This is a genomic window from Pseudomonas sp. 14P_5.3_Bac1 (assembly GCF_025466135.1).
Lineage (GTDB): Bacteria > Pseudomonadota > Gammaproteobacteria > Pseudomonadales > Pseudomonadaceae > Aquipseudomonas.
Genome location: NZ_JANLOF010000007.1, coordinates 147,976 through 169,784, shown reverse-complemented (window position 1 = coordinate 169,784; position 21,809 = coordinate 147,976). Strand labels below are relative to the sequence as shown.

22 protein-coding genes and 2 pseudogenes are annotated in these 21,809 nt (G+C 60.8%); 15 read left to right on the top strand and 9 right to left on the bottom strand.

Annotated elements, in window-relative coordinates; all coding sequences use genetic code 11:
• Positions 1–145 precede the first annotated feature (145 nt).
• The 4 genes from NTD89_RS01870 to NTD89_RS01855 are packed head-to-tail and all read left to right on the top strand — an operon-like array spanning position 146 to position 2,746.
• Positions 146–448, top strand: coding sequence for a PepSY domain-containing protein (locus NTD89_RS01870; RefSeq protein ID WP_145163346.1), 303 nt, complete (start codon positions 146–148; stop codon positions 446–448).
• The gene (locus NTD89_RS01865) at positions 448–762 is read left to right on the top strand and encodes a PepSY domain-containing protein (protein WP_262206262.1); all 315 of its coding nucleotides are present in this window, start codon (positions 448–450) and stop codon (positions 760–762) included. The genes NTD89_RS01870 and NTD89_RS01865 overlap by 1 nt, the downstream gene beginning before the upstream one ends.
• The gene (locus NTD89_RS01860) at positions 762–1,430 is read left to right on the top strand and encodes a response regulator transcription factor (RefSeq protein ID WP_106580083.1); all 669 of its coding nucleotides are present in this window, start codon (positions 762–764) and stop codon (positions 1,428–1,430) included. The genes NTD89_RS01865 and NTD89_RS01860 overlap by 1 nt, the downstream gene beginning before the upstream one ends.
• Complete coding sequence (locus tag NTD89_RS01855) at positions 1,427–2,746, top strand: sensor histidine kinase (RefSeq protein WP_262206261.1); 1,320 nt, start codon at positions 1,427–1,429, stop codon at positions 2,744–2,746. Before NTD89_RS01860 ends, NTD89_RS01855 begins: the two co-directional genes overlap by 4 nt.
• Before the next feature lie 148 nt (positions 2,747–2,894).
• Here NTD89_RS01855 and NTD89_RS29445 read toward each other — a convergent pair whose 3' ends face one another.
• Positions 2,895–3,650, bottom strand: coding sequence for a methyl-accepting chemotaxis protein (locus NTD89_RS29445; protein ID WP_370004744.1), 756 nt, complete (start codon positions 3,648–3,650; stop codon positions 2,895–2,897).
• A 102-nt stretch (positions 3,651–3,752) separates the two neighbouring features.
• A pseudogene (locus NTD89_RS29440) lies at positions 3,753–3,899 on the bottom strand (HAMP domain-containing protein); the annotation flags it as partial.
• Positions 3,900–5,287: 1,388 nt separating this feature from the next.
• On the opposite strand from NTD89_RS29440, the gene NTD89_RS01845 reads away from it, so the two are divergent.
• From NTD89_RS01845 to NTD89_RS29430, 3 genes and pseudogenes are all read left to right on the top strand, one after another.
• Positions 5,288–6,607: a Na+/H+ antiporter family protein gene (locus tag NTD89_RS01845; protein ID WP_164487975.1), complete on the top strand. Its 1,320-nt coding sequence runs from the start codon at positions 5,288–5,290 to the stop codon at positions 6,605–6,607.
• Between the two features lie 102 nt (positions 6,608–6,709).
• Positions 6,710–7,531, top strand: a pseudogene (locus NTD89_RS29435) (cache domain-containing protein); the annotation flags it as partial.
• A gap of 36 nt (positions 7,532–7,567) precedes the next feature.
• Positions 7,568–8,389, top strand: coding sequence for a methyl-accepting chemotaxis protein (locus NTD89_RS29430; RefSeq protein ID WP_406991760.1), 822 nt, complete (start codon positions 7,568–7,570; stop codon positions 8,387–8,389).
• Positions 8,390–8,563: 174 nt separating this feature from the next.
• Here NTD89_RS29430 and yegQ read toward each other — a convergent pair whose 3' ends face one another.
• The gene (gene yegQ, locus NTD89_RS01835) at positions 8,564–9,877 is read right to left on the bottom strand and encodes a tRNA 5-hydroxyuridine modification protein YegQ (RefSeq protein WP_262206257.1); all 1,314 of its coding nucleotides are present in this window, start codon (positions 9,875–9,877) and stop codon (positions 8,564–8,566) included.
• Between the two features lie 351 nt (positions 9,878–10,228).
• Between yegQ and NTD89_RS01830 the strand changes: the two genes are divergently transcribed.
• The gene (locus NTD89_RS01830) at positions 10,229–11,296 is read left to right on the top strand and encodes an AI-2E family transporter (RefSeq protein ID WP_145163361.1); all 1,068 of its coding nucleotides are present in this window, start codon (positions 10,229–10,231) and stop codon (positions 11,294–11,296) included.
• Positions 11,297–11,315: 19 nt separating this feature from the next.
• Here the strand turns inward: NTD89_RS01830 and NTD89_RS01825 are convergent, their stop codons facing one another.
• From NTD89_RS01825 to NTD89_RS01815, 3 genes are all read right to left on the bottom strand, one after another.
• Positions 11,316–11,498: a hypothetical protein gene (locus tag NTD89_RS01825; RefSeq protein WP_106580093.1), complete on the bottom strand. Its 183-nt coding sequence runs from the start codon at positions 11,496–11,498 to the stop codon at positions 11,316–11,318.
• A 91-nt stretch (positions 11,499–11,589) separates the two neighbouring features.
• Positions 11,590–11,784, bottom strand: a complete 195-nt coding sequence (locus tag NTD89_RS01820) for a hypothetical protein (protein ID WP_145163363.1) — start codon at positions 11,782–11,784, stop codon at positions 11,590–11,592.
• Between the two features lie 234 nt (positions 11,785–12,018).
• Entirely contained in the window at positions 12,019–12,372 is a 354-nt protein-coding gene (locus NTD89_RS01815) for a hypothetical protein (RefSeq protein ID WP_053255424.1), read from the bottom strand.
• Between the two features lie 156 nt (positions 12,373–12,528).
• Here NTD89_RS01815 and NTD89_RS01810 point away from each other — a divergent pair, with 156 nt between their 5' ends.
• Positions 12,529–13,347 carry a shikimate 5-dehydrogenase gene (locus tag NTD89_RS01810; protein ID WP_145163365.1) on the top strand — a complete coding sequence of 273 codons (819 nt, stop codon included), beginning with the start codon at positions 12,529–12,531 and terminating at the stop codon, positions 13,345–13,347.
• Between the two features lie 118 nt (positions 13,348–13,465).
• On the opposite strand, the gene NTD89_RS01805 is transcribed toward NTD89_RS01810, so the two are convergent.
• On the bottom strand, positions 13,466–14,116 hold the full coding sequence (locus NTD89_RS01805) for a YceH family protein (RefSeq protein ID WP_145163367.1): 651 nt from the start codon (positions 14,114–14,116) through the stop codon (positions 13,466–13,468).
• Positions 14,117–14,241: 125 nt separating this feature from the next.
• Between NTD89_RS01805 and NTD89_RS01800 the strand changes: the two genes are divergently transcribed.
• Positions 14,242–14,751: a DUF1993 family protein gene (locus NTD89_RS01800; protein ID WP_053255427.1), complete on the top strand. Its 510-nt coding sequence runs from the start codon at positions 14,242–14,244 to the stop codon at positions 14,749–14,751.
• Between the two features lie 63 nt (positions 14,752–14,814).
• Here NTD89_RS01800 and sstT read toward each other — a convergent pair whose 3' ends face one another.
• The gene (gene sstT, locus NTD89_RS01795) at positions 14,815–16,035 is read right to left on the bottom strand and encodes a serine/threonine transporter SstT (RefSeq protein ID WP_262206255.1); all 1,221 of its coding nucleotides are present in this window, start codon (positions 16,033–16,035) and stop codon (positions 14,815–14,817) included.
• A 239-nt stretch (positions 16,036–16,274) separates the two neighbouring features.
• Here sstT and NTD89_RS01790 point away from each other — a divergent pair, with 239 nt between their 5' ends.
• A complete protein-coding gene (locus tag NTD89_RS01790) occupies positions 16,275–17,432 on the top strand; it encodes an MFS transporter (RefSeq protein WP_262206253.1) in 1,158 nt (385 codons plus the stop codon).
• Positions 17,433–17,436: 4 nt separating this feature from the next.
• Here the strand turns inward: NTD89_RS01790 and nhaR are convergent, their stop codons facing one another.
• Entirely contained in the window at positions 17,437–18,339 is a 903-nt protein-coding gene (gene nhaR, locus NTD89_RS01785; protein WP_262206252.1) for a transcriptional activator NhaR, read from the bottom strand.
• 134 nt (positions 18,340–18,473) lie between these two features.
• Here nhaR and NTD89_RS01780 point away from each other — a divergent pair, with 134 nt between their 5' ends.
• From NTD89_RS01780 to mnmH, 4 genes are all read left to right on the top strand, one after another.
• On the top strand, positions 18,474–18,725 hold the full coding sequence (locus NTD89_RS01780) for a hypothetical protein (RefSeq protein ID WP_262206251.1): 252 nt from the start codon (positions 18,474–18,476) through the stop codon (positions 18,723–18,725).
• Positions 18,726–18,752: 27 nt separating this feature from the next.
• Positions 18,753–19,502, top strand: a complete 750-nt coding sequence (locus NTD89_RS01775; RefSeq protein WP_106580101.1) for a TerC family protein — start codon at positions 18,753–18,755, stop codon at positions 19,500–19,502.
• Between the two features lie 95 nt (positions 19,503–19,597).
• Complete coding sequence (gene selD / locus NTD89_RS01770; RefSeq protein WP_262206250.1) at positions 19,598–20,632, top strand: selenide, water dikinase SelD; 1,035 nt, start codon at positions 19,598–19,600, stop codon at positions 20,630–20,632.
• The gene (mnmH, locus tag NTD89_RS01765) at positions 20,632–21,735 is read left to right on the top strand and encodes a tRNA 2-selenouridine(34) synthase MnmH (protein ID WP_262206249.1); all 1,104 of its coding nucleotides are present in this window, start codon (positions 20,632–20,634) and stop codon (positions 21,733–21,735) included. Before selD ends, mnmH begins: the two co-directional genes overlap by 1 nt.
• Positions 21,736–21,809 lie beyond the last annotated feature (74 nt).

Genomic DNA, 21,809 nt, shown 5'->3' with positions numbered 1-21,809 from the left:
AAGCGAGCGGGGCAGTATAGGAAAACTCGCGGGTGATGGGTAAAGAGGACGATTGAAAAATGCCATGGTGGCAATTCAGTTTCAGTTAAGTTGCAGCGGGTACGTTGGCCTGCGTAGGAAAAACATCCTGAAACGGAGATTTGCCATGAAGCGCCTCACAGCGCTGGTCGCCGCCGGTATCATCGCCTGCACCTCGGCGCAGGCCCGGGCAGTGGACCCTGACAAGCCACTGACAGTGCCCGGCACTGTTACAATTGTCGCCTTTGATCAGCTGGAAGCCACGGCCCTGGCTCTGCACCCGGGGTCGACCCTGCTGGACACCGACCTGGACGAGGCCTACGGCAAGTACTTGTACCAAGTCGAACTGGAAGATGCCGACGGCATCGAGTGGGAAGTCGAATTGGACGCGCTCAGCGGGCACGTGCTCAAGAATCATCAGGAAACGTAATGAAGGTATATCGACGCGCCAGCGGTTTGATGGTGCTGGCGCTCCTGGCTTTTTGTTCCAGCCTGGCGGCCCGCGACCTCAACCAGGATGAAGCCTTGGCTCTGCGCCAGCAGGGCGTGATCCTGCCGCTGGAGCAACTGTTGCAACAGGCCATGTCGCGCTACCCCGGCTCTCGGTTGCTGGAAGCCGAGCTTGAAAAAAAACACGGCCAATATGCTTATGAGGTGGAGCTGGTGACCACCGAAGGCGTGGTGCGCGAGATCAAGCTGGATGCCACCACCGGCGTGCTGCTCAAAGATAAGGAAGACGACTGATGCGCCTGCTTCTGGTGGAAGACAACGTTCCCTTGGCCGATGAACTGCTGGCCGGCCTGCAGCGCCAGGGCTATGCCGTCGACTGGCTGGCCGATGGTCGCGATGCCGCCTATCAGGGCCGCAGCGAACCCTATGACCTGATCATTCTCGACCTGGGCTTGCCCGGCCTGCCGGGGTTGGACGTGTTGGCGCAATGGCGCGCAGCCGCCCTGGCCACGCCAGTGCTGGTTCTCACCGCGCGCGACTCCTGGGCCGAACGCATCGAAGGGCTCAAGGCCGGTGCCGACGATTACCTGAGCAAACCCTTTCACCCCGAAGAACTGCACTTGCGTGTCCAGGCGTTGTTGCGCCGCTCCCATGGCCACGCCAACCAGCCCACCTTGCAAGCCGCCGGGTTGCACCTGGATGAAGGCCGCCAGTGTGTACTGCGCGACGGCGAAGAAATCCAGCTGACCGCCGCCGAATTTCGCCTGCTGCGCTACTTCATGCTGCACCCGGAACAGATCCTGTCGAAAAGCCACTTGGCCGAGCATCTTTATGACGGCGAGACCGAGCGCGACTCCAACGTGCTGGAAGTTCACGTCAACCACCTGCGTCGCAAGCTGGGCCGTAGCGTGATTGAGACCCGGCGCGGCCAGGGTTACCGCTTTGGCGCCAGCCCTGCATGAGGTCGATTCAGCGGCGCCTGAGCCTGGGGCTGATCAGCGTGATGGTGATCGTCGGCGTGGTGTTGGCGCAAACCAGCCTGTGGTTGTTCGAGGCCGGCTTGCAGCGCTACCTGGAAGCGGGCTTGCGCAACGACAGCGAAAACCTGCTGGTGGCGCTGGTGCGCGGGCCGAACGGTGTGCAACTGGATGAACAACGTTTGTCGCCGGCCTATCAACGGCCGTTTTCCGGGCATTATTTCCGTATCGATTTTGCCGACATTCACTGGCGTTCCCGTTCGTTGTGGGACCAGGAGTTGCCCCGGCTGCCGGAAGCCGGGCTCAAGGGCAACCTGCAGCTGGGCCCGGAAGGCCAGCAACTGCTGGTGTTGCGCGCGGACTACAAGCGTTTTGGCCAGTCGATTTCCATCAGCGTGGCCCAGGACTACACGCCGGTGCGGGAAAGTTTCCGTCTGATGCGTCAGATCGGCCTGGTGATGGGCCTTGCGGCATTGCTGCTGGTGCTGGTCCTGCAACGGGTCACGGTGCGCCGCGCCTTGCGCCCGCTGGAAACCGCCCGCGAACAGATCGCTCAACTGCAACAAGGCCAGCGCTCACAACTCGACACTCAAGTGCCGCTGGAACTGGAACCACTGGTGGCGCAGATCAACCACCTGCTGGCTCACACCGAAGACAGCCTCAAGCGCTCGCGCAACGCGTTGGGCAACTTGGGACATGCGCTGAAAACACCGTTGGCCGTGCTTTTAAGCGTGGCTTCCAGTGAACAGCTCAAGGCCCATCCCCAACTGGGCAAGCTCTTGCGCGAACAGCTGGAGCAAGTGCAGCAACGCCTGAATCGCGAACTCAACCGCGCACGCCTTGCCGGTGAAACCTTGCCGGGTGCCTTGTTCGACTGCGAAAAGGAACTGCCGGGCCTGCTCGCCACATTGAACATGATCCACGGTGAACACCTGGACTTGAGTTACCACGTCACGCCCGGCCTGCAATTGCCCTGGGACCGCGAAGACCTGCTGGAACTGCTCGGCAACCTGCTGGACAACGCCTGCAAATGGGCGGATGCGGAAATACGCTTGAGCATCAGCGAAACGCCGCACAGCTATTTGCTGGCAGTGGAAGACGACGGCCCCGGCATTCCACAGAGCCAGCGCGATCAGGTGTTCAGCCGGGGCACGCGCCTGGATGAGCAGATCGACGGCCATGGTTTGGGGCTGGGGATTGTGCGCGATATCGTCGAGGTGTGGGGCGGGGTGTTGCAGTTGCAGGAGAGTGAGCTGGGTGGCTTGAAAGTGCTGATCGAATTGCCCAAACGCCAGGCCTGATACACCACAAAATATAAAAATGTGGGAGCGGGCTTGCTCGCGAAGGCGGTGTGTCAGCCGACAAATGCGGCAACTGACACACTGCATTCGCGGGCAAGCCCGCTCCCACATTTGGATCTCCACAAGGGTCAGGGTTTGTGCAGGTCAGTTACACCCGAAACTGATCCATCAACCCCTGCTGCTGATTCGCCAGGCTGTTCAATGCTTGGCTCACCCGCGCCGATTCATTTGCCTGCTCCGACAGCGACTCGGTCACGTCCCGGATCGTCGCCACGTTGCTGTTGATCTCCTCGGCCACCGCGCTTTGCTCTTCGGCGGCGCTGGCGATTTGCAGGTTCATGTCGCTGATCACCGTGACAGCCTCGCCAATCTGGCGCAGGGCGGTGACCGCCTGGCCGACCTGCTCGACACTGCCCTGGGCCTGGCGATAGCTGTTGCCCATGGAGCCGACCACATCGGTGGTGCCGTTTTGCAGCAGTTCGATCACCACGCGGGTTTCTTCCACCGATTCCTGGGTGCGCCGTGCCAGGTTGCGTACTTCGTCGGCGACCACGGCAAATCCACGGCCGGCCTCACCCGCACGGGCGGCTTCGATGGCGGCGTTGAGTGCCAGCAGGTTGGTTTGTTCGGCAATGCCTCGAATCACTTCCAGCACCGAACCGATTTTCTCGCTATTGGCCGCCAAGCCTTCGACCTGAGCCATGGCGGTGCTCATGTCCGCCGCCAGGTGCCCGATGTTGGTGGTGGTGCGGTCGATCACGGTCAAGCCTTCGCGGGTGGCCTGGTCGGCGTCGCGCGCGGCTTGTGCGGCTTGGGCGGCGCTGCGGGCCACGTCCTGGGCGGTGGCGCTCATTTCGTGGGAGGCGGTGGCCACCTGATCCACCTGGCGGTATTGCTGTTCCATGCCGGCGCTGGTCTCAGTGGCAATTGCGGCGGACTGGTCGGCCGTGCCGCGGGCGTCCTGCACTGAGCGTTTGACCTGGGCAATGATCGGTTGCAGTTTGTCGAGGAAGCGGTTGAACCAGCCGGCCAGTTGGCCCAGTTCATCCTGCTTGTCGTAGGCCAGGCGACGGGTCAGGTCGCCTTCGCCGCTGGCGATGTCTTCCAGCATGCGCGCCACGCCAAGGATCGGCCGGGTCACGCTGCGTGCCATCAGCCACACCAGAATCAAGCCGACCACGGCGGCGAGCAGGCCCAGGCTCAGTTCCAGCAGGGTGCCGCGGGTGTTGTCGGCATCCAGTTGCGCCTTGAGCGCTTCGGCGGGGCCCACCAGGACTTTTTCCGGCACATCCAGCAACACACCCCATGGCTTGCCGCCGGGAATCGGTGCGAACGGCGCCAATACCTTGAGTTGATGGTTGTTGCGCACGCTGCGGATTTGCGTGCTGGCCGCCAGCGCGTTGATCAATTGCGCGCCGCTGGCCGTGTCGACTTTATCCAGGCGCTGGCTGAGTTTGCTCGCATCCGGGCTGTAGCCTGCGAGCAAACCGGTGGGGCTGAGGATGCTGACTTGCGTCTGGCCGTCATACAGCTTCTGGCTGGCCTGCTGGCTCACGGCCTGCAGGCTGTTGAGGTTGATGTCCACCGACAGCGAGGCGATGACTTTGCCGTTGACCATCAGCGGAAACACGATGCTGGTCATCAGCACGTTTTGCCCGTCGATCACATAAAAGTACGGCTCGATCACGCAAGGTTTCAGGGTGGTGCGCGGGCAGGTGAACCAGGCGTTGGCTTTCTCGCCGCTGGGGCCGACGCTGGTGTCGGACATGTCGCTTTCGGGCAGTGACATGGAGGTCAATTTGCCTGGCGTCGGTTGAGACCAGTACAGGGCAAAACGGCCTTTGTCATTGCTGCCCAGTTCCGCCTGATTGGCGAACAGCTCATCCTTGCCGTCCAGCGCATTGGCTTCAAACACCAGCGACAACCCGAGCAGGTCCGGGTTGGCCTGCAGCGCGGCCTTGACCTGGCGGGTCAAGTCTTCGCGGGTGTCGAAGGCGTCGAGGAAGCGTTTTTCCGCCTGTTCGCGCAAAAACAGTACCTGACGGGCAAAACCATGGCCGTACTGGTAGGCGTCCATGAATTGCTGGCGAATGCCCAGCGCCTGCACTTCACCCTGGGCCTCGATGCGCGCCTGGGCGGACTCGTCGAGCATCTGCATGCTCGAGGCTTTGACCTGCTGCGAGCTGTGCTCCATGCGATACAGCGACAGACCCACCAGCAGGGTCACGATCCCCAGCAGGCACAGGCCGGCGAGCAGGGTGATTTTCCATTGAATGGACAGCTGTCTGAGGAACATCGAGGAGCATCCTTAACCTGAAAACACAGAGAGCCTCTGTATCGGCCGCTTTTGATGCTTCTTTATTATTTAAACGTTCAATTGAGCGCTGAAAACGACGCCGTTTTTTGACATGCGCGCCCGCCTGCTGCAAAGTGCGCGCCCTCTAATAAGACCTCTTCAAGCCTGCACGCTGGCAGCCAACCCCATGGCCGCCCGGGCGCGGGTATGCCTGTTTTTTATGTTTCTGTCTTGAGGTAATCATGATTAACGCAGTCATCGCCGCGGTCGGCACCATGCTGGTGCTCAGCTTGTCCCGCGTGCATGTGGTCATCGCCATCATCGTCGGCGCCCTGGTGGGTGGCTTGACCGGTGGCCTGGGCATCGAAGCCACGCTCAAGGCCTTCAATGGCGGCTTGGGCGGCGGGGCGACCGTGGCGTTGTCTTACGCCTTGCTCGGCGCTTTCGCGGTGGCGATTGCCAAGTCCGGCCTGGCCCATGCACTGGCAGACAAGGCGCTGATGCTGGTCGATCGTCAGGAAGCCACCGGCGGCAGCCACGTCAAATGGTTGCTGATCGGTCTGTTGTGGGTCGTGGCGATTGCTTCGCAGAACATCCTGCCGATCCACATCGCGTTTATTCCGCTGCTGGTGCCGCCGCTGTTGTACGTGCTGACCAAGCTGCAATTGGACCGCCGCCTGATCGCCTGTGTGATGACCTTCGGCCTGATCACGCCGTATATGTTCCTGCCGGTGGGTTTCGGCAACATCTTCCTCAACCAGATCCTGCTGGCCAACGTGGCCAAGAGCGGCGTCGACATCAGCCAGGTCAACGTCACCCACGCCATGGGCTTGCCAGCGCTGGGCATGGTGGTTGGCCTGCTGGTGGCAGTGTTTGTCAGCTATCGCAAAAAGCGCGTGTACGACCTGGAAAAAATCGAGCGCGTCGAGCAAGTGGCCGTGCAGTACAACCCGCTGACCCTGTTGGTGGCCGGGCTGGCGATTGCCTCGGCGTTCATCATTCAGCTGTGGCTGGACTCGATGATCATTGGCGCCCTGGCCGGGTTCCTGATCTTTTCGGTGTCGGGCATCGTGCGCTGGCGCGAAACCGACGACCTGTTCACCGAAGGCATGAAGATGATGGCCATGATCGGCTTCATCATGATCGCCTCCTCGGGGTTTGCCGAAGTGCTCAAGGCCACGGGTGACGTGCGTTCGCTGGTAGAAACCTCGGCGGCGTTCATCGGCCATAGCCGTGGGGTGGGCGCGTTGCTGATGTTGCTGGTGGGGCTGCTGGTGACCATGGGCATCGGCTCGTCGTTTTCCACGGTGCCGATCCTCGCCGCGATTTTTGTACCTTTGTGTGTGCAACTGGGCTTCAGCCCGTTGGCGATTGTGTGCATCGTCGGCACCGCAGGCGCACTGGGCGATGCGGGCTCGCCGGCTTCGGACTCGACCCTCGGCCCGACTTCCGGCCTGAACATCGACGGCCAGCACCACCATATCTGGGACACCGTGGTGCCGACGTTCCTGCACTACAACATCCCGTTGCTGGCATTCGGCTGGCTCGCTGCGATGACCCTTTGATGATTTGAAACACCTCCCGCGCCACGGGTATCCAGTGGCCTACAGATCCGTTGCAATTGGCCGATAGCCTCTCCAGGTCGCCACTAATAAGAGAGAAAAGCCATGCGTCTGAGTCTGAAGGCCAAAGTCCTGTCCCTCGCCGTCGTGCCGGTGTTGCTGTTTGCCGTGGTCATCAGCCTGACCACCGTGTGGATCCTTCAGGGCCAGGCACACAACGAGGTGGATGAAACCCGCCAGCGCCTGCTCAACGACGCCAAGGCCACTCTGCAAAGTTATGTCGAGGTGGCCATGACCACCATCAAACCGCTCTACGACGCCGCCGCCCCTGGCGACACCGCCGCGCGGGCCGAGGTGGTCAAGTTGCTGTCCAACACCCGCTACGGCAAGGACGGCTACTTCTTCGGCTACGACTCCGAGACCATCCGCCTGTTCAAGGGCAACAGCCCCGACGGCGTGGGCAAGAGCTTCAAGGACAACCGCGACCCCAACGGCGTCTACGTCAACCGCGACCTGGTCAAGGTCGGCAAGGACGGCACCCACTACCTGCAATACAGCTCGACCCAGCCGGGGCAGACCGAGTTGGTGCCCAAGCTTGGCTACACCGAATACCTGCCCAAATGGGACATGGTGATTGGCACCTCGGTCAACCTCGACGGCATCGAAGCCCAGGTGGCCGTGGTTGAGGCCAAGGTTGAGAAACGCATGGAAGGCGTGTTGCTGAGCATCCTCGGTGTGGCCGTGGTGGTGTTGCTGGTGATTGCCGCCGTGGGCATGGTGACCGCCAATACCATCCTGCGGCCGTTGAACTTGATGAAAGCCAACCTCGACGATATCGCGGCGGGCGAGGGCGACTTGACCCGCCGCCTGGCCATCACCAGCCAGGATGAACTGGGCGATCTGGCGGGTGCGTTCAACCGCTTTGTCGACAAGATCCACGGCCTGGTGCGCCAGATCACCGAGATGACCTCGCAACTCACCGGGTTGGTCGGGCAGGTGTCCGAGCAAGCCCAGCGCTCGGAAACCGCGATGGAGCGCCAGCGTCACGAAACGGACCAAGTGGCCACCGCCATTAATCAGATGTCCTCCGCCGCCCATGAAGTCGCACGCAGCGCTCAGGGCGCCGCCGTCGCCGCGCAACAGACCGACGCCGAGGGCCAGGCCGCCAAGCGCGTGGTGGACGGCAGCATCGCGCAGATTCATGCGCTGGTGAATGACATCCGCAGCAGTGGCGTGTCCCTCGACAGCTTGCAACAGGACGTGTCGTCGATTGTCAGCGTGCTGGGCGTGATCCGTTCGATCGCCGAACAGACCAACCTGCTGGCGCTCAACGCCGCCATCGAAGCCGCGCGGGCAGGCGAGGCCGGGCGTGGTTTTGCAGTGGTTGCCGATGAAGTGCGAGCGTTGGCCAGCCGCACTCAAACCAGCACCCAGGAAATCCAGGGCATGATCGACCGCCTGCAAAAAGGTACCGAAGCCGCCGTGGACGCGATGCGCCGTTCCAGCGATGCCGGCGACGGCACCTCGGCCCAGGCCAACCAGGCCGGCGCCTCACTGGACACCATGGCGCAGCTGATCGGCACCATCAACTCGATGAACGCGCAGATTGCCAGCGCCGCCGAAGAGCAAACTGCCGTGGCCGAAGAGATCAACCGCAGCGTGCATCAGATCGCCGTGGCGGTCGACAGTGTGGCCGATGAAACCCAACTGGGCGCCCAGACCTCTCGCAGCCTGGCGGATTTGGGCCAGCGCCTGGGGCAGTTGGTCGGTCAGTTCAGGATCTGATCTTTCATGGGTTTCACCTATGTTTAACTGACGTACATACGAATATACCTCTCACACGCGGGGCCGCCGCCACGGTGATCGATGGCGTGTGCCGGGACGTCAGCCAAGCGTTTAGGCGATGGTTATCCGATGTTCACCAAAGGCCGCTGGATGCGTATTCTGCGCGGCGACGCGTTAGAGGTCGCGCATCAGCAGGCCGAAACGCAGGTCCATTGCGGCCGGGAGCGGCACGTACACGGTGTGCCCGTCGCCCGGCGCGACCTCAATGGCTTCACCCTTGGCGTTGTGCAGCACGGCCAGGTCGAAGTGAAAATTCCCGGCGGGCGTCATCAATTCCAGATGATTGCCCACGGCAAAGCGGTTCTTCACCTTGACCTCGGCCAGCTCGCCACGGCGCTCGCCGGTCAACTCCCCGACAAACTGCTGACGTTCCGACACCGAGCTGCCGTGCTGGTAATTCTGGTACTCGTCATGCACGTGGCGGCGCAGGAAACCTTCGGTGTAGCCGCGCTGGGCGAGTGATTCCAAATTGGTCATCAGCTGCCGGTCAAAGGCGCGACCGGCCACCGCATCGTCGATGGCCTGGCGATACACCTGGGTGGTGCGTGCGCAGTAGAAGTGCGATTTGGTGCGGCCTTCAATCTTCAGCGAATGCACGCCCATGTGGGTCAGGCGCTCCACGTGCTGCACCGCGCGCAGGTCCTTGGCGTTCATGATGTACGTGCCGTGTTCATCCTCGAACGCGGGCATTTGCTCATCCGGGCGATTAGCTTCCTGCAGCAGGAACACTTGATCAGTGGGCGCGCCGATGCCCAGGGTTGGCTGACACGTTTGGACGATGTCGCCCGTGGCGTTTTCCACCGCCGGCGTGGCCTGGTACTTCCAGCGACACGCATTGGTGCAGGTGCCTTGGTTGGCGTCGCGCTTGTTCAGGTAGCCCGACAGCAGGCAGCGTCCGGAATAGGCCATGCACAGGGCGCCGTGCACGAACACTTCCAGCTCCATGGTCGGCACGTGTTGGCGGATTTCGTCGATCTCTTCCAGTGACAGCTCGCGCGACAGAATCACCCGGCTGATGCCTTGTTGCTGCCAGAACTCGACGCTGGCCCAGTTCACCGTGTTGGCCTGCACCGACAGATGAATGGGCATCTGCGGAAAATGGCGGCGTACCAGCATGATCAGCCCGGGGTCGGACATGATCAGCGCATCCGGGCCCATGCCGATCACGGGGGCGAGGTCCTTGAGGAAGGTTTTCAGCTTGGCGTTGTGCGGCGCGATGTTCACCACCACGTAGAAGCGTTTGCCCTGCGTGTGGGCCTCCTGGATGCCGAGCGCCAGGTTGGCGTGGTCGAATTCATTGTTGCGCACACGCAGGCTGTAACGCGGCTGGCCGGCGTAGACGGCGTCGGCGCCGTAAGCGAAGGCGTAGCGCATGTTTTTCAGGGTGCCGGCGGGGGCGAGCAGTTCGGGGGCGATGACAGATGGCATGGGTTCGCGTCGCAAAAGGTCGCGAGGGTAGTGGAGCTTGATCTGGGATTTATTGATCCAGATCGTCCTTTGTTGATTTTGTATCGTGGTGTATCGGCAGGTGGGTTTCGACATAGGCGCGATACGTCGGGGGATTCCAATGGTGCATCCCCACAGCCACTTCGGCGAAGGCCGCTAGGCCGCTCAGGAGCAGATGATTCAGACGCTGTTGAGCGAGGCAAAGGCGCAGGCTCCCGGGCAATGAGTGATGCGGTCTATGCTTGTGCGATAAACGATGGCACTCCCAGCATTCGCAGCGGACTAAGCAACAGGGCCTGCACGGGGCCTTGGCTTTTCTGACATGGACCGGACATGAATCAAACCAACCTGCAATTCAAAACCCTGCTGTTGCTGCTGGCCCTGGTGACCATCGCTTTTATCTGGATATTGCTGCCGTTCTACGGTGCGGTGTTCTGGGCGGTGATCCTCGGCATTATCTTTGCCCCGATGCAGCGGCGCCTGCAACAGCGGTTCAGCTGGAACCGCAACCTGACGTCCCTGGCGACGCTGACGGTGTGCCTGATCATTGCGATTTTGCCAGTGATCATTACCAGTGTGCTGCTGGTGCAAGAGGGCGCGACCCTGTACAAAAATATCGAAAGCGGCAAGTTGGACGTGGCCGGGTATATCGAGCAATTCAAGAACGTCCTGCCGCCATACTTCCAGCACCTGCTGGACCGTTTTGGCATGGGCAACCTCGAAGGCCTGCGCGAAAAGATCGTCAAGAGTGCGATGCAGGGCAGCCAGTTCTTTGCGACCCAGGCGTTCAGCTTTGGCCAGGGCACGTTTGATTTCCTGGTGAGCTTTTTCATCATGCTGTATCTGCTGTTTTTTCTGCTGCGCGACGGTCCGGAGCTGGTGCGCAAAGTGCGCACGGCGGTGCCGCTGGCCGAGCCGCAAAAGCGCCGTTTGCAGCTCAAGTTCAATCGCGTGGTGCGGGCCACGGTCAAAGGCAACGTGCTGGTGGCCGTGACCCAAGGTGCGCTGGGCGGTTTGATTTTCTGGTTTCTGGATATTCCCAGTGCGTTGCTCTGGGCGGTGTTGATGGCGTTTCTGTCGCTGCTGCCAGCCGTGGGCGCGGGGATTGTGTGGGGCCCGGTGGCCATCTACTTCCTGTTGAGCGGTTCGATCTGGCAGGGCGTGGTGCTGGCGGTGTTCGGCGTCTTCGTGATCGGCTTGGTGGACAATGTGCTGCGCCCGATCCTGGTGGGCAAGGACACCAAGATGCCGGATTACCTGATCCTGATCTCGACCCTGGGCGGGCTGTCGGTGTTTGGCCTGAACGGGTTTGTGATCGGGCCGCTGGTGGCGGCGTTGTTTATGTCGAGCTGGGCGCTGTTTGTCGAAAGCAAACCGCGGGTCAAGCTGCCGCTGCCTTAGCCGTTACAGACGGCGAGCTTCAGGCGTGCAGCCTGAAGCTCGACGCCTGTTGAAGCTGCTTTTCGGCGGCCGATAACGACGTGAGCGGGCCGCTGATGGGCTCGCCATCGCGCACCAGGTACCAGCAAGCCAGCAGCCCCAGCTTGCGAAGAGGGGCGGGAACGGCGCTGCCGATAACGGACATGATCTGAACAGTGGGCATAGAGACCTCCAATTGCTATGGAGGCCACCTTACGGCGCTGCGGGCCGAAGGAAAAATCAACCGGCTCGATAGTCGTCATCAACACAAGACGTCAATCCACCACTTGATCAAGCATGATCACCACTTCCTGCTCACTGAGCAGCCCCTTGTGCACCAGGTTTTCCGCCAACAACGCCAGGAACTTCGCGCTGCGATGGCCTTCTAGGTGCTTGAGCTCTGTGAGTGCGCTGTAGACCTTGCTGGACGTGCACAGGCCGGCGGTGCGGTGCGGGTTTTGCGTGGGCATGGTCAGTCGTCCTTAATTGTTATTGGCTGGACAGAATCAATAGTGAGAGGGCTTGGTGACACAAACATGACAGCGCAAGCCTGGTTCGAGCAAGTAGACATTAGCCATAATGATGTGCGATTACGCCTCGAGCATTGTCCTCACAGCGACCTTTGCAGGGTAAATCCGGACCTTTAAGGCAAAAAAAAGGCCCCGCGTGTAAGCGGGGCCTGATCCTGGGATGTCAATTGCGCGTTACCAGCCGCGGCCGTAATAGCCATGGGGAGGGCCGTAGTAACCGCGTGGTGGGCCGTAATAAACCGGCGCCGGGCGATAATAAACCTGCTGTTGCACATACACCGGTGGCGGCGGAGCGTAGTAGACCGGAGGAGGCGCGGCATACACCGGTTGCGGCTGAACGTAAACCGGTTGCTGCACATAGACCGGCTGGGATTGGCTGGCAACCACCGAGCCGACAACGGCTGCGCCGACTAAAGCACCCAATACGGCCGGGCCACCCCAACCACCACCGTGGGCGGAGGCTTGGCCTGCCATAGCGAGTGCGCCGATAAGCAAGGCGATTTTGGGGATTTTACGGATCATGGTCATTCCTCGGTTAGCCCCTGCGCTTGTGGTCTGCAATCAATAGACTCAAGGATTGTCGCGGGGATACTTTTAAGACAACGTATTTCTGAAAAACAGCACAGCCGATAGGTAAAGGTTGTGTAAGGTCTGTACCCAATTGCTTACTCAAAGGAGTTTTCCATGCAGATGCACCCCAACAAGGACACCCAACTGTGCATGTCATTGTCGGCGCGTCCCGGGAATTTTGGCTTGCGTTTCCATAACCATCTGTATGAACAGTTGGGTCTGAACTTCTACTATAAGGCCTTCAGCAGCCAGGATTTACCCGGCGCGATCGGCGGTATACGCGCACTGGGCGTTCGCGGTTGCGGCGTTTCCATGCCATTCAAGGAAGCCAGCCTTGCATTGGTTGATGAGCTCGACGACTCGGTCAAAGCCATTGCCTCCCTCAACACCATCGTCAACACCGACGGCCATCTCAAGGCCTACAACACCGACTACATCGCCGTCGAACAACTGCTGAAAAAGCACGCGGTACCGAAGGAATCCACCTTTGCCCTGCGCGGCAGCGGCGGAATGGCCAAGGCCGTGGCCAGTGCCCTTCGCGACGGTGGTTACGCCCATGGCGTGATTGTGGCGCGTAACGAAGCGGCCGGTCGGGCCCTGGCCCAAAGCCTGGGGTATGAATGGCAGGCAGAGCTGGGTGACTTGCGCCCGCAGATGTTGGTCAACGTGACACCGATCGGCATGACCGGTGGGGCAGAGGCGGATCAACTGGCGTTTGAGGCTGAAGCCGTGGATGCCGCCGACACCGTCTTCGATGTCGTGGCGATTCCCGCCGAAACGCCGCTGATCGTGCGCGGTCGGGCCAAAGGCAAGCGAGTGATTACCGGGCTCGAAGTGATCGCGATCCAGGCGTTGGAGCAATTTGTGCTGTACACCGGCGTGCGCCCCACTGATGAACAGTTTCAGGCCGCAGTGGCCTTCGCCCGAGCCTGAAAACCACTGGAGCTAATGTGGGAGCGGGCTTGCTCGCGAATACGGTGTGTCAGTCGACGAATGTGCCAACTGAACCACCGCCTTCGCGAGCAAGCCCGCTCCCACATTGTTGATCGAGTTATGCCTGTTCCAGTTGTGCCAGGCGTTCTTCAAGCGCTGCGATTCTGGATTCAAGCTCTTCGATACGATCCAGAGAAACCGCCCCCGTCGACCGCTCCACCGGAGTCCCCCGTGCCGCCAGAATCACCTCGATATCCGCCGGATCCCCCAGCGCATGGGTATAACGGTCTTCCCGCTGCCCGGCCTGACGCGGCACCAGCACCGCCAGCCCGCGCGCAATCAAACGCTCCAGCTGGTGTACGACTTGCTCGGCGTCTTCAAAGTCATGCATGCGCCCGCTGCGAGTCAGCAGTTCATTGACCGTCTGCGGCCCGCGCAGAAACAGCAGCCCGATCAGGATCACCTGGGCCGGCACCAGCTCCAGTGCCTTGTCCACGCGATGCTCCCAGCGGTCGGCACGGCTGCCCATCACCAGGCGGGTAAAACCCTGGCCTTCCAGCGCGCGCAGGCTTTGGCCGACCTGGCCCTGGCTGAGGTTCGTCACCGGTTCACGGCTGGTCTTCTGGTTGCACGCCAGCACCAGGGCGTTAAGGGTCAGCGGGTAGGTTTCCGGGTTGGTCGCCTGTTTTTCGATCAGGCAGCCTAGGATGCGGATTTCCGTGCTGTTCAGGCGCGGCTCAGGGGTCTCGGTGTCGTGCTCGGCGGTCATCGCGCTTTCCCTATGCAGTGAACCCACTAGCCTAATCCTGAAAAAATAAAAGACAAGCGGCACGCGCGGCTGGCATGTCTATAATCGCCGCTGGTTCCAAACCCTGCCATTACCGTGAGACTGTCATGACTATTTCCCTGTACGCCGCCTCCATCCCGGTCTTCAAGCAAATGCTCAACGCCCTGAGCGATGTGCTGAACAAGGCCGAAGCCCACGCCACCGCCAAGAACATCGAGCCAAACGCCTTGCTGCAAGCGCGCCTGTTTCCGGACATGTTCCAGCTGGTGCGCCAGGTCCAGATCGCTGTCGACTTCGCCAAAGGCGTTTCCGCGCGTCTGGCCGAGATCGAAGTGCCGAAGTACGAAGACAGCGAAGTGACCTTTGCCGACCTGCAAGCACTGATCGCCAAGGTGCTGGCATTTGTCGACACCATCAAGCCTGAGCAAATCGACGGCAAGGAAGGCATCGAGATCATCACCCGCCCAGGCACGCCGAAAGAGAAGCGCTTCAGCGGCCAGTCCTACCTGCTGACCTACGGCCTGCCGCAGTTCTTCTTCCACGTCACTACCGCTTACGCTCTGCTGCGTCACAACGGTGTGGAAGTGGGCAAGCGTGATTACATGGGCGCTTTCTAAGCCCATAAAAAAAGCCCGGGGTGGTTCTTGATCGAACGCCCCGGGCTTTTTCATGCCTGACGGTTAAGCCAATTGCTCATCCTTGCCCAGGCACGCCGCAGCAGTAAACAGCACATCGGTGGACGAGTTGAGTGCGGTTTCCGCCGAGTCCTGCAGCACGCCGATGATGAAACCGACGGCCACCACCTGCATGGCAACTTCGCTGGGAATACCAAACAGGCTGCACGCCAGTGGAATCAATAGCAGCGAGCCGCCGGCCACACCCGACGCACCACAGGCACAGATCGCCGCGACCACGCTGAGCAGCACGGCGGTCGGCAGGTCGACGGCAATGCCGAGGGTGTGAACCGCTGCGAGTGTCAGCACGGTGATAGTGATTGCCGCACCGGCCATATTGATGGTGGCGCCCAGCGGAATCGACACCGAGTAAGTGTCTTCATGCAAGCCCAGGCGTTTACTCAGCGCCAGGTTAACCGGAATATTCGCCGCCGAACTGCGCGTGAAGAAAGCGGTGATGCCGCTCTCACGCAGGCACATCAGCACCAGCGGGTAGGGGTTGCGGCGCAGTTTCCAGAACACGATGGCCGGGTTGACCACCAGCGCCACGAACGCCATGCAGCCGATCAGCACCATCAGCAGGTGGACGTAGCCGAGCAGGGCGCCGAAGCCGGAGGTGGCCAGGGTTGAGGCCACCAGGCCGAAGATGCCAAGCGGTGCGAAGCGAATCACCATGCGCACGATCAGCGTCACGCCGTTGGACAAATCCTCCAGCACGGTGCGGGTGGCCTCACCCGCGTGACGAATCGCGATGCCCATGCCGATGGCCCAGGCCAAAATGCCGATAAAGTTGGCGTTCATCAGTGCGCTGACCGGGTTATCCACCACACTGAGCAGCAGGCTTTGCAGCACCTCGCCGATGCCGCCGGGCGCACTGACGCTGGCATCGTGAGTGGCGAGCACCAGCATCGAGGGGAACAACGTGCTGGCAATCACTGCGACCACGGCGGCAGCGAACGTGCCCAGCAGGTACAGGAACAGGATCGGCTTGATATGGGTTTCCTGGCCGTGTTTATGACTGGCAATCGATGCCATCACCAACACGAAGACCAGAATCGGCGCCACGGCCTTGAGCGCGGCGACAAACACCTTGCCGATAAAACCGGTGGCCTTGGCCGCCTCTGGCGCGAACAACGCCAGAAGGATACCGGCGACCAGGCCGAGGATGATTTGCGTGACCAGGCTGACGCGAGCCAGTCGTTGCAGCAGGGAAGGGGCAGCAGTCATAAACACATGTCTCTATTTTTTTGAAGGCACAGCGGCGCACGCAGAACGGGCTGTAGGACGCGGGGCGCGGAGTCTAGCACGCTGTACAAAGTGTTCCGTGCGATGCGGCATTCGGTCACCCGCGGCTGCGGGCCTTGGCCAAATCCCGACATACTCTGTTAACATTCTCGCCTCTCACCTTTCCTATCCGTCAGCGAGCCCTTCGGGCTGTCGTTGATGTCGTCGTTTCTGGAGTTTTCATGCTGTTTCCCATCCTGCTGCTGTCGGCCGCCGGCTTTACCGTGCTGACCACAGAATTCATTATCGTCGGCCTGTTGCCGTCCATTGCCCGGGACTTGGATGTCAGTGTCTCCCAGGCCGGGCTGCTGGTGACCTTGTTTGCCTTTACCGTGGCGGCGTTTGGTCCGTTTCTTACGGCGTACTTCGCGCGCTTTGGGCGCAAGCGTCTGTTCATCAGCATTCTGATCATGTTTGGCGTGGCCAATACGGTGGCCGCGCTGGCGCCGAATATTTGGGTAATGGCAGTGGCACGGTTGATCCCCGCGTTGGGGCTGCCGGTGTTCTGGGCCCTGGCCAGTGAAACCGCAGTGGATATCGTCGGCCCGGAATACGCCGGGCGCGCCATCGAAAAGATTGGCTTTGGCATCGTCTGCGCCACCGTGTTCGGCATTCCAGTGGGCACGTTGATTTCGGACATGTTCGGCTGGCGCACCGCGTTCGCGATCCTCGCCGTGGTGGCGTTGGCCAAGGCTTTGCTGCTGTTTATCTACTTGCCGGTGACTAAGCCGAAAAACGATCAAGTCACCCTGCGCTCGCAGTTCAAGATCCTGCGCAACCCGGTGATGCAGGGCCATATTTTGTTGTCGATCCTGGTGTTCAGCGGCATGTTCACTGCTTACACCTACTTGGCCGATATCCTCGAGCGCCTGGCCGGGTTCGACGGCACCCTGGTGGGCTGGTGCCTGATGGGCTTTGGCGCGGTCGGCCTGCTCGGCAACTCCCTGGGCGGGCGCGCGGTGGATCGCCACCCATTGATCGCCTCCATGGTGTTCTGCGGGTTCATGATCGCCGGCATGGTGGCCTTGGTTCCGGCGATTCATTCAACGATTGGCCTGGCAGCGGCGATGGCCGTGTGGGGCGTGACCCAGGCGGCGATGTTCCTGGTCAGCCATGTGCGGTTGATGAAGGCCGCGCCCCATGCCCCGGCGTTTGCCGCGTCGTTGAATATTGCTGGCGCCAACCTTGGGATCGGCTTGGGCGCGATGGTCGGCGGGCATGTGATCGACACCCTCGGCCTTGGCAGCCTGGGTTTTGCGGCGTCCGGTTTTATCCTGGTGTCGATCTTGCTGGCGCTGTGGCTGATGACCGTCAAGCAGCCGCTCGCATCCAACGCCTGAACCCTCAGGGCAGGGCGGTAAACAGCTCGCGTCGCGCCCCTTCGGTAATCGCCACAATGCCGGGGTGCTTGATTTTACGTTCCACCGAGATCGCGTAAAACGACTCGGTGACCGCATCGGTCTGGCCGATCAGCGCCACGCCATACTGGCGCACCACCTCATCGGCAATCACGCTGGGGGCAATAAAAATGCCGCTGCCGGATTGCCCGAATGCCTGCATCAAGGCGCTGTCGTCGAACTCGCCGATGATCTTCGGTTGGATCTGCTGCTCGGCAAACCAGCGCTGCAAACGGCTGCGCACCACCGTCTCGGCTCCCGGAATCAACAGCGGCGCGCCCTGCAAGCTTTGTGGGAAGTCGCCGCCATACCTGTCAGCCAATGGCTGGGTGGCGAAAAAACTGATACCGCATTCGCCCAGCTTCTGGCTGTAGCCCTTGATGTCCAGGTGTGTGGGCATGGGGCTGTCGGAAATCACCAGGTCCAGGCGCTGGATCGCCAGGTCGGCTAGCAGGCGGTCGAGTTTGTCCTCGCGGCAGGTGATGCGGATTGGCTCGCTCAGCTCCATGGTCGGCGCGATCAGCCGGTACACGATGGATTTAGGCACCACGTCCGCGACTCCGACCCGGAACAGGATCTGCTGTTCGTTGGGCTCTGCGCGCAACAGCGCCTCCAGCTCATTACCGGTCTGGAACATCTGCTCGGCGTAGGGCAGGGCGCGGCGCCCGGCTTCAGTGAGTTCGAGCTGACGCCCGACGCGCTGAAACAGCGCGATACCGAAGGTTTGCTCAAGCAGACTGATCTGACCGCTGATGGTCTGCGGCGTGAGGTTCAATTGCTCACAGGCGCGCACGATGCTGCCGGTCTTGGCCACCACCCAGAAGTAATGCAGTTGTCGGTAATTGAGCATCACGGTCTACACTTCGTAAAAAACGAAGTATATGTCAAAAAAATACGAATTTTCCTGAACTGTTCGCCTGCATAGAATGCCTCGCTATCGAGGGCCCACCATTTGGACCCGCTGGTTCTAACGAGGAATACATGATGAAACTCAATTCCCTGGGCGCCGCATCGTTGCTTGCGCTTTCATTGGTAGTGGTCAGCGGTTGTGATCAGGTTGAAAAGAGCGCCCAGCAAGTGCTGGGCAAGGCCACCGAATCTGCCAAGCAAGCCATCGATGAAACCCACAAGGCTGCCGAACAGGCATTGAATGAAGCGACGCAAGGCTTGATCAGCCCGGAAAAAAACCAGGAACAGAACGAAAAAGAATCTGAATCGGGCAGCAAAGAAGCCTAATTTCCCGCACAACGTCAGGACTGACCTATGGATTACCTCTTACAACTGGCCGCCAGCCCCACCGCCTGGATCGCGCTGGCCACCTTGATCGTGATGGAAATCGTGCTGGGCATCGATAACCTGATCTTTATCTCGATTCTCACCAACAAATTACCCGAGAAGCATCGGGCCAAGGCACGCCGTATCGGTATCAGCATGGCGTTGGTACTGCGCTTGGGCCTGTTGAGTACCATCGCGTTTATCGTGCAGTTGACGGCGCCGGTGTTCGAAATCTTCGGCCAGGCGTTTTCGTGGAAGGACATGATCCTGATCGCCGGTGGCCTGTTCCTGGTGTGGAAGGCGACCACCGAAATCCATCACAGCATGGACCCGGAGCCGGAGGCGAAAGAAACCGTCAGCAATGCCGTGACCATTGGCTTTGCCGCGGCCATCGGCCAGATCCTGCTGCTCGACCTGGTGTTCTCCATCGACAGCATCATCACCGCCGTGGGCATGACCGAGCACTTGCCGATCATGATCATTGCGGTGGTGGTTTCGGTGATCGTGATGCTGGTGGCGGCTGAACCGCTGGCCAAGTTCATCAACGACAACCCGACTGTGGTCATGCTGGCCCTGGGCTTTTTGATCATGATCGGCATGACGCTGATCGCCGAAGGCTTCGGCGCCCATGTGCCAAAAGGCTACGTGTATGCGGCCATGGCGTTCTCGGCAGCGATTGAGTGCTTGAACATCGCACGACGTAATCGCCACCAGCGTTTGCTCGCCGCGAGGCAGTAACGCCAGAAACACACAAAGCCGGCTGAGCGCACAAGCGCCCAGCCGGCTTTTTGCTGTCTGATAGAATCCGCGCACTTGTTACCTTGAGGTCCACCATGAACGAGCCGATTCGCCTTACCCAGTACAGCCACGGCGCGGGTTGCGGCTGCAAGATTTCACCGCAGGTGCTGGAAGTGATCCTTGCCGGCAGCGGCGCGCAGAACCTCGACCCCAACCTGTGGGTCGGCAACGCCTCGCGCGACGACGCGGCGGTGTACGCCATCGACGACGAGCGCGGCGTGGTCTCCACCACTGATTTTTTCATGCCGATTGTCGATGACCCCTTCGACTTCGGCCGTATCGCCGCCACCAACGCGATCAGCGACATCTACGCCATGGGCGGCGACCCGTTGATGGCCATCGCCATTCTGGGTTGGCCGGTGAATGTACTGGCGCCGGAAGTTGCCCGCGAAGTCATCCGTGGCGGCCGTTCGGTGTGCGACGCCGCCGGTATTCCGTTGGCCGGCGGGCACTCCATCGATGCGCCGGAGCCGATCTTTGGCTTGGCCGTCACCGGCATCGTGCAAAAACGCCACATGAAGCGTAACGACACCGCCACTGCCGGCTGCAAGCTGTACCTGACCAAACCTCTGGGCATCGGTATCCTGACCACCGCCGAAAAGAAGGGCAAGCTGCGCGAAGCGGATATCGGCCTGGCCCGTGACTGGATGTGCACGCTCAACAAACCTGGCAGCCGGTTCGGCAAGTTGGCCGGCGTAACCGCGATGACCGATGTCACCGGTTTCGGTCTGTTGGGTCACCTGGTGGAAATGGCTGACGGCAGTGGTCTCACGGCGCGCATCGAATACCAAAAGGTCCCACGCCTGGCCGGGATCGAGGACTACCTCGATCAGGGCTGTATGCCCGGTGGCACCTTGCGCAACTTCGACAGTTATTCGAGCAAGCTCGGGCGCCTGCAGGAACTGCACAAGCGTGTGCTCTGTGACCCGCAAACCAGCGGCGGCTTGCTGATTGCCGTTAGCCCTGAAGGCGACGCCGAATTCCACACCGTGGCCGCCGAACTGGGCCTGAGCCTTGAGCCCATCGGCGAACTGGTTGAGCGACAGACCCACGCGGTAGAGGTGTTTTGATGGCAACTGACATCACCGACTACCGCGACATCTTCCTCAACGACCGGCCAATGATGGATACCCGCGCGCCGATCGAGTTCACCAAAGGCGCATTCCCCGGAGTGGTCAACCTGCCGCTGATGACCGACGACGAGCGCCAGCGGGTCGGTACCTGTTACAAACAGCAAGGCCAGCAAGCCGCTATCGTGCTGGGGCATGAACTGGTGTCCGGGGCGATCAAGGCCGAGCGTATTGAACAGTGGGCGCAGTTTGCCAAGGCCAACCCTGAGGGCTATTTGTACTGCTTTCGCGGTGGGCTGCGTTCGCAGATCGTGCAGCAATGGTTGAAGACCGAAGCCGGTATCGAGTACCCGCGAGTCGGCGGTGGCTACAAGGCCATGCGTACTTTCCTGCTGGAAACGCTGGAGCAGGCGACTGCGCAGTGTGATTTTGTGCTACTTGGCGGCATGACCGGCACCGGCAAGACCGAAGTGCTCGGCCAATTGCGCAACGCATTGGACCTGGAAGGCCACGCCAACCATCGCGGCTCCAGCTTTGGCAAGCGCGCCACCGCGCAGCCGTCCAACATCGACTTCGAAAACCGCTTGGCTGTGGACCTGCTGAAAAAGCGTGCAGGGGGTATCGAGCAATTCGTGGTCGAGGACGAAAGCCGCATGATCGGCAGTTGTGCGCTGCCGTTACCCTTGCACCAGAGCATGCAGACGTTTTCGATGGTGTGGTTGGAAGACACCGTTGAAGGCCGCGTAGAAAGAATCCTGCGTGATTATGTGGTCGACCTCTGCGCCGAATTCATTCAAGTATTTGGCGAAAACGGTCAGGCACTGTTCGCCGAGCGCCTGACCCAGAGCCTGGCCAATATCCATAAACGCCTGGGTGGCGAGCGCTTCCAGCGGCTGCAGGCGATCTTGCAGGATGCCCTGGCGGAACAGGCCCGCAGTGGTGCCGTGGACCTGCACCGGGTGTGGATCGAGGGTTTGCTGCGCGAGTATTACGACCCGATGTATGCCTTCCAGCGAGAACGCAAAGGCGCGCGGATCGAGTTTGCGGGCGAGCAGGGCGCCGTGGTGGAGTACTTGCGCGAGCGCAGTGGCAAGTCAGAATAATCAGCGGCGGTTAAGGGCCTCTTCGCGAGCAAGCCCGCTCCCACATTTGACCGTGTTTATCCTGTAGGAACGTG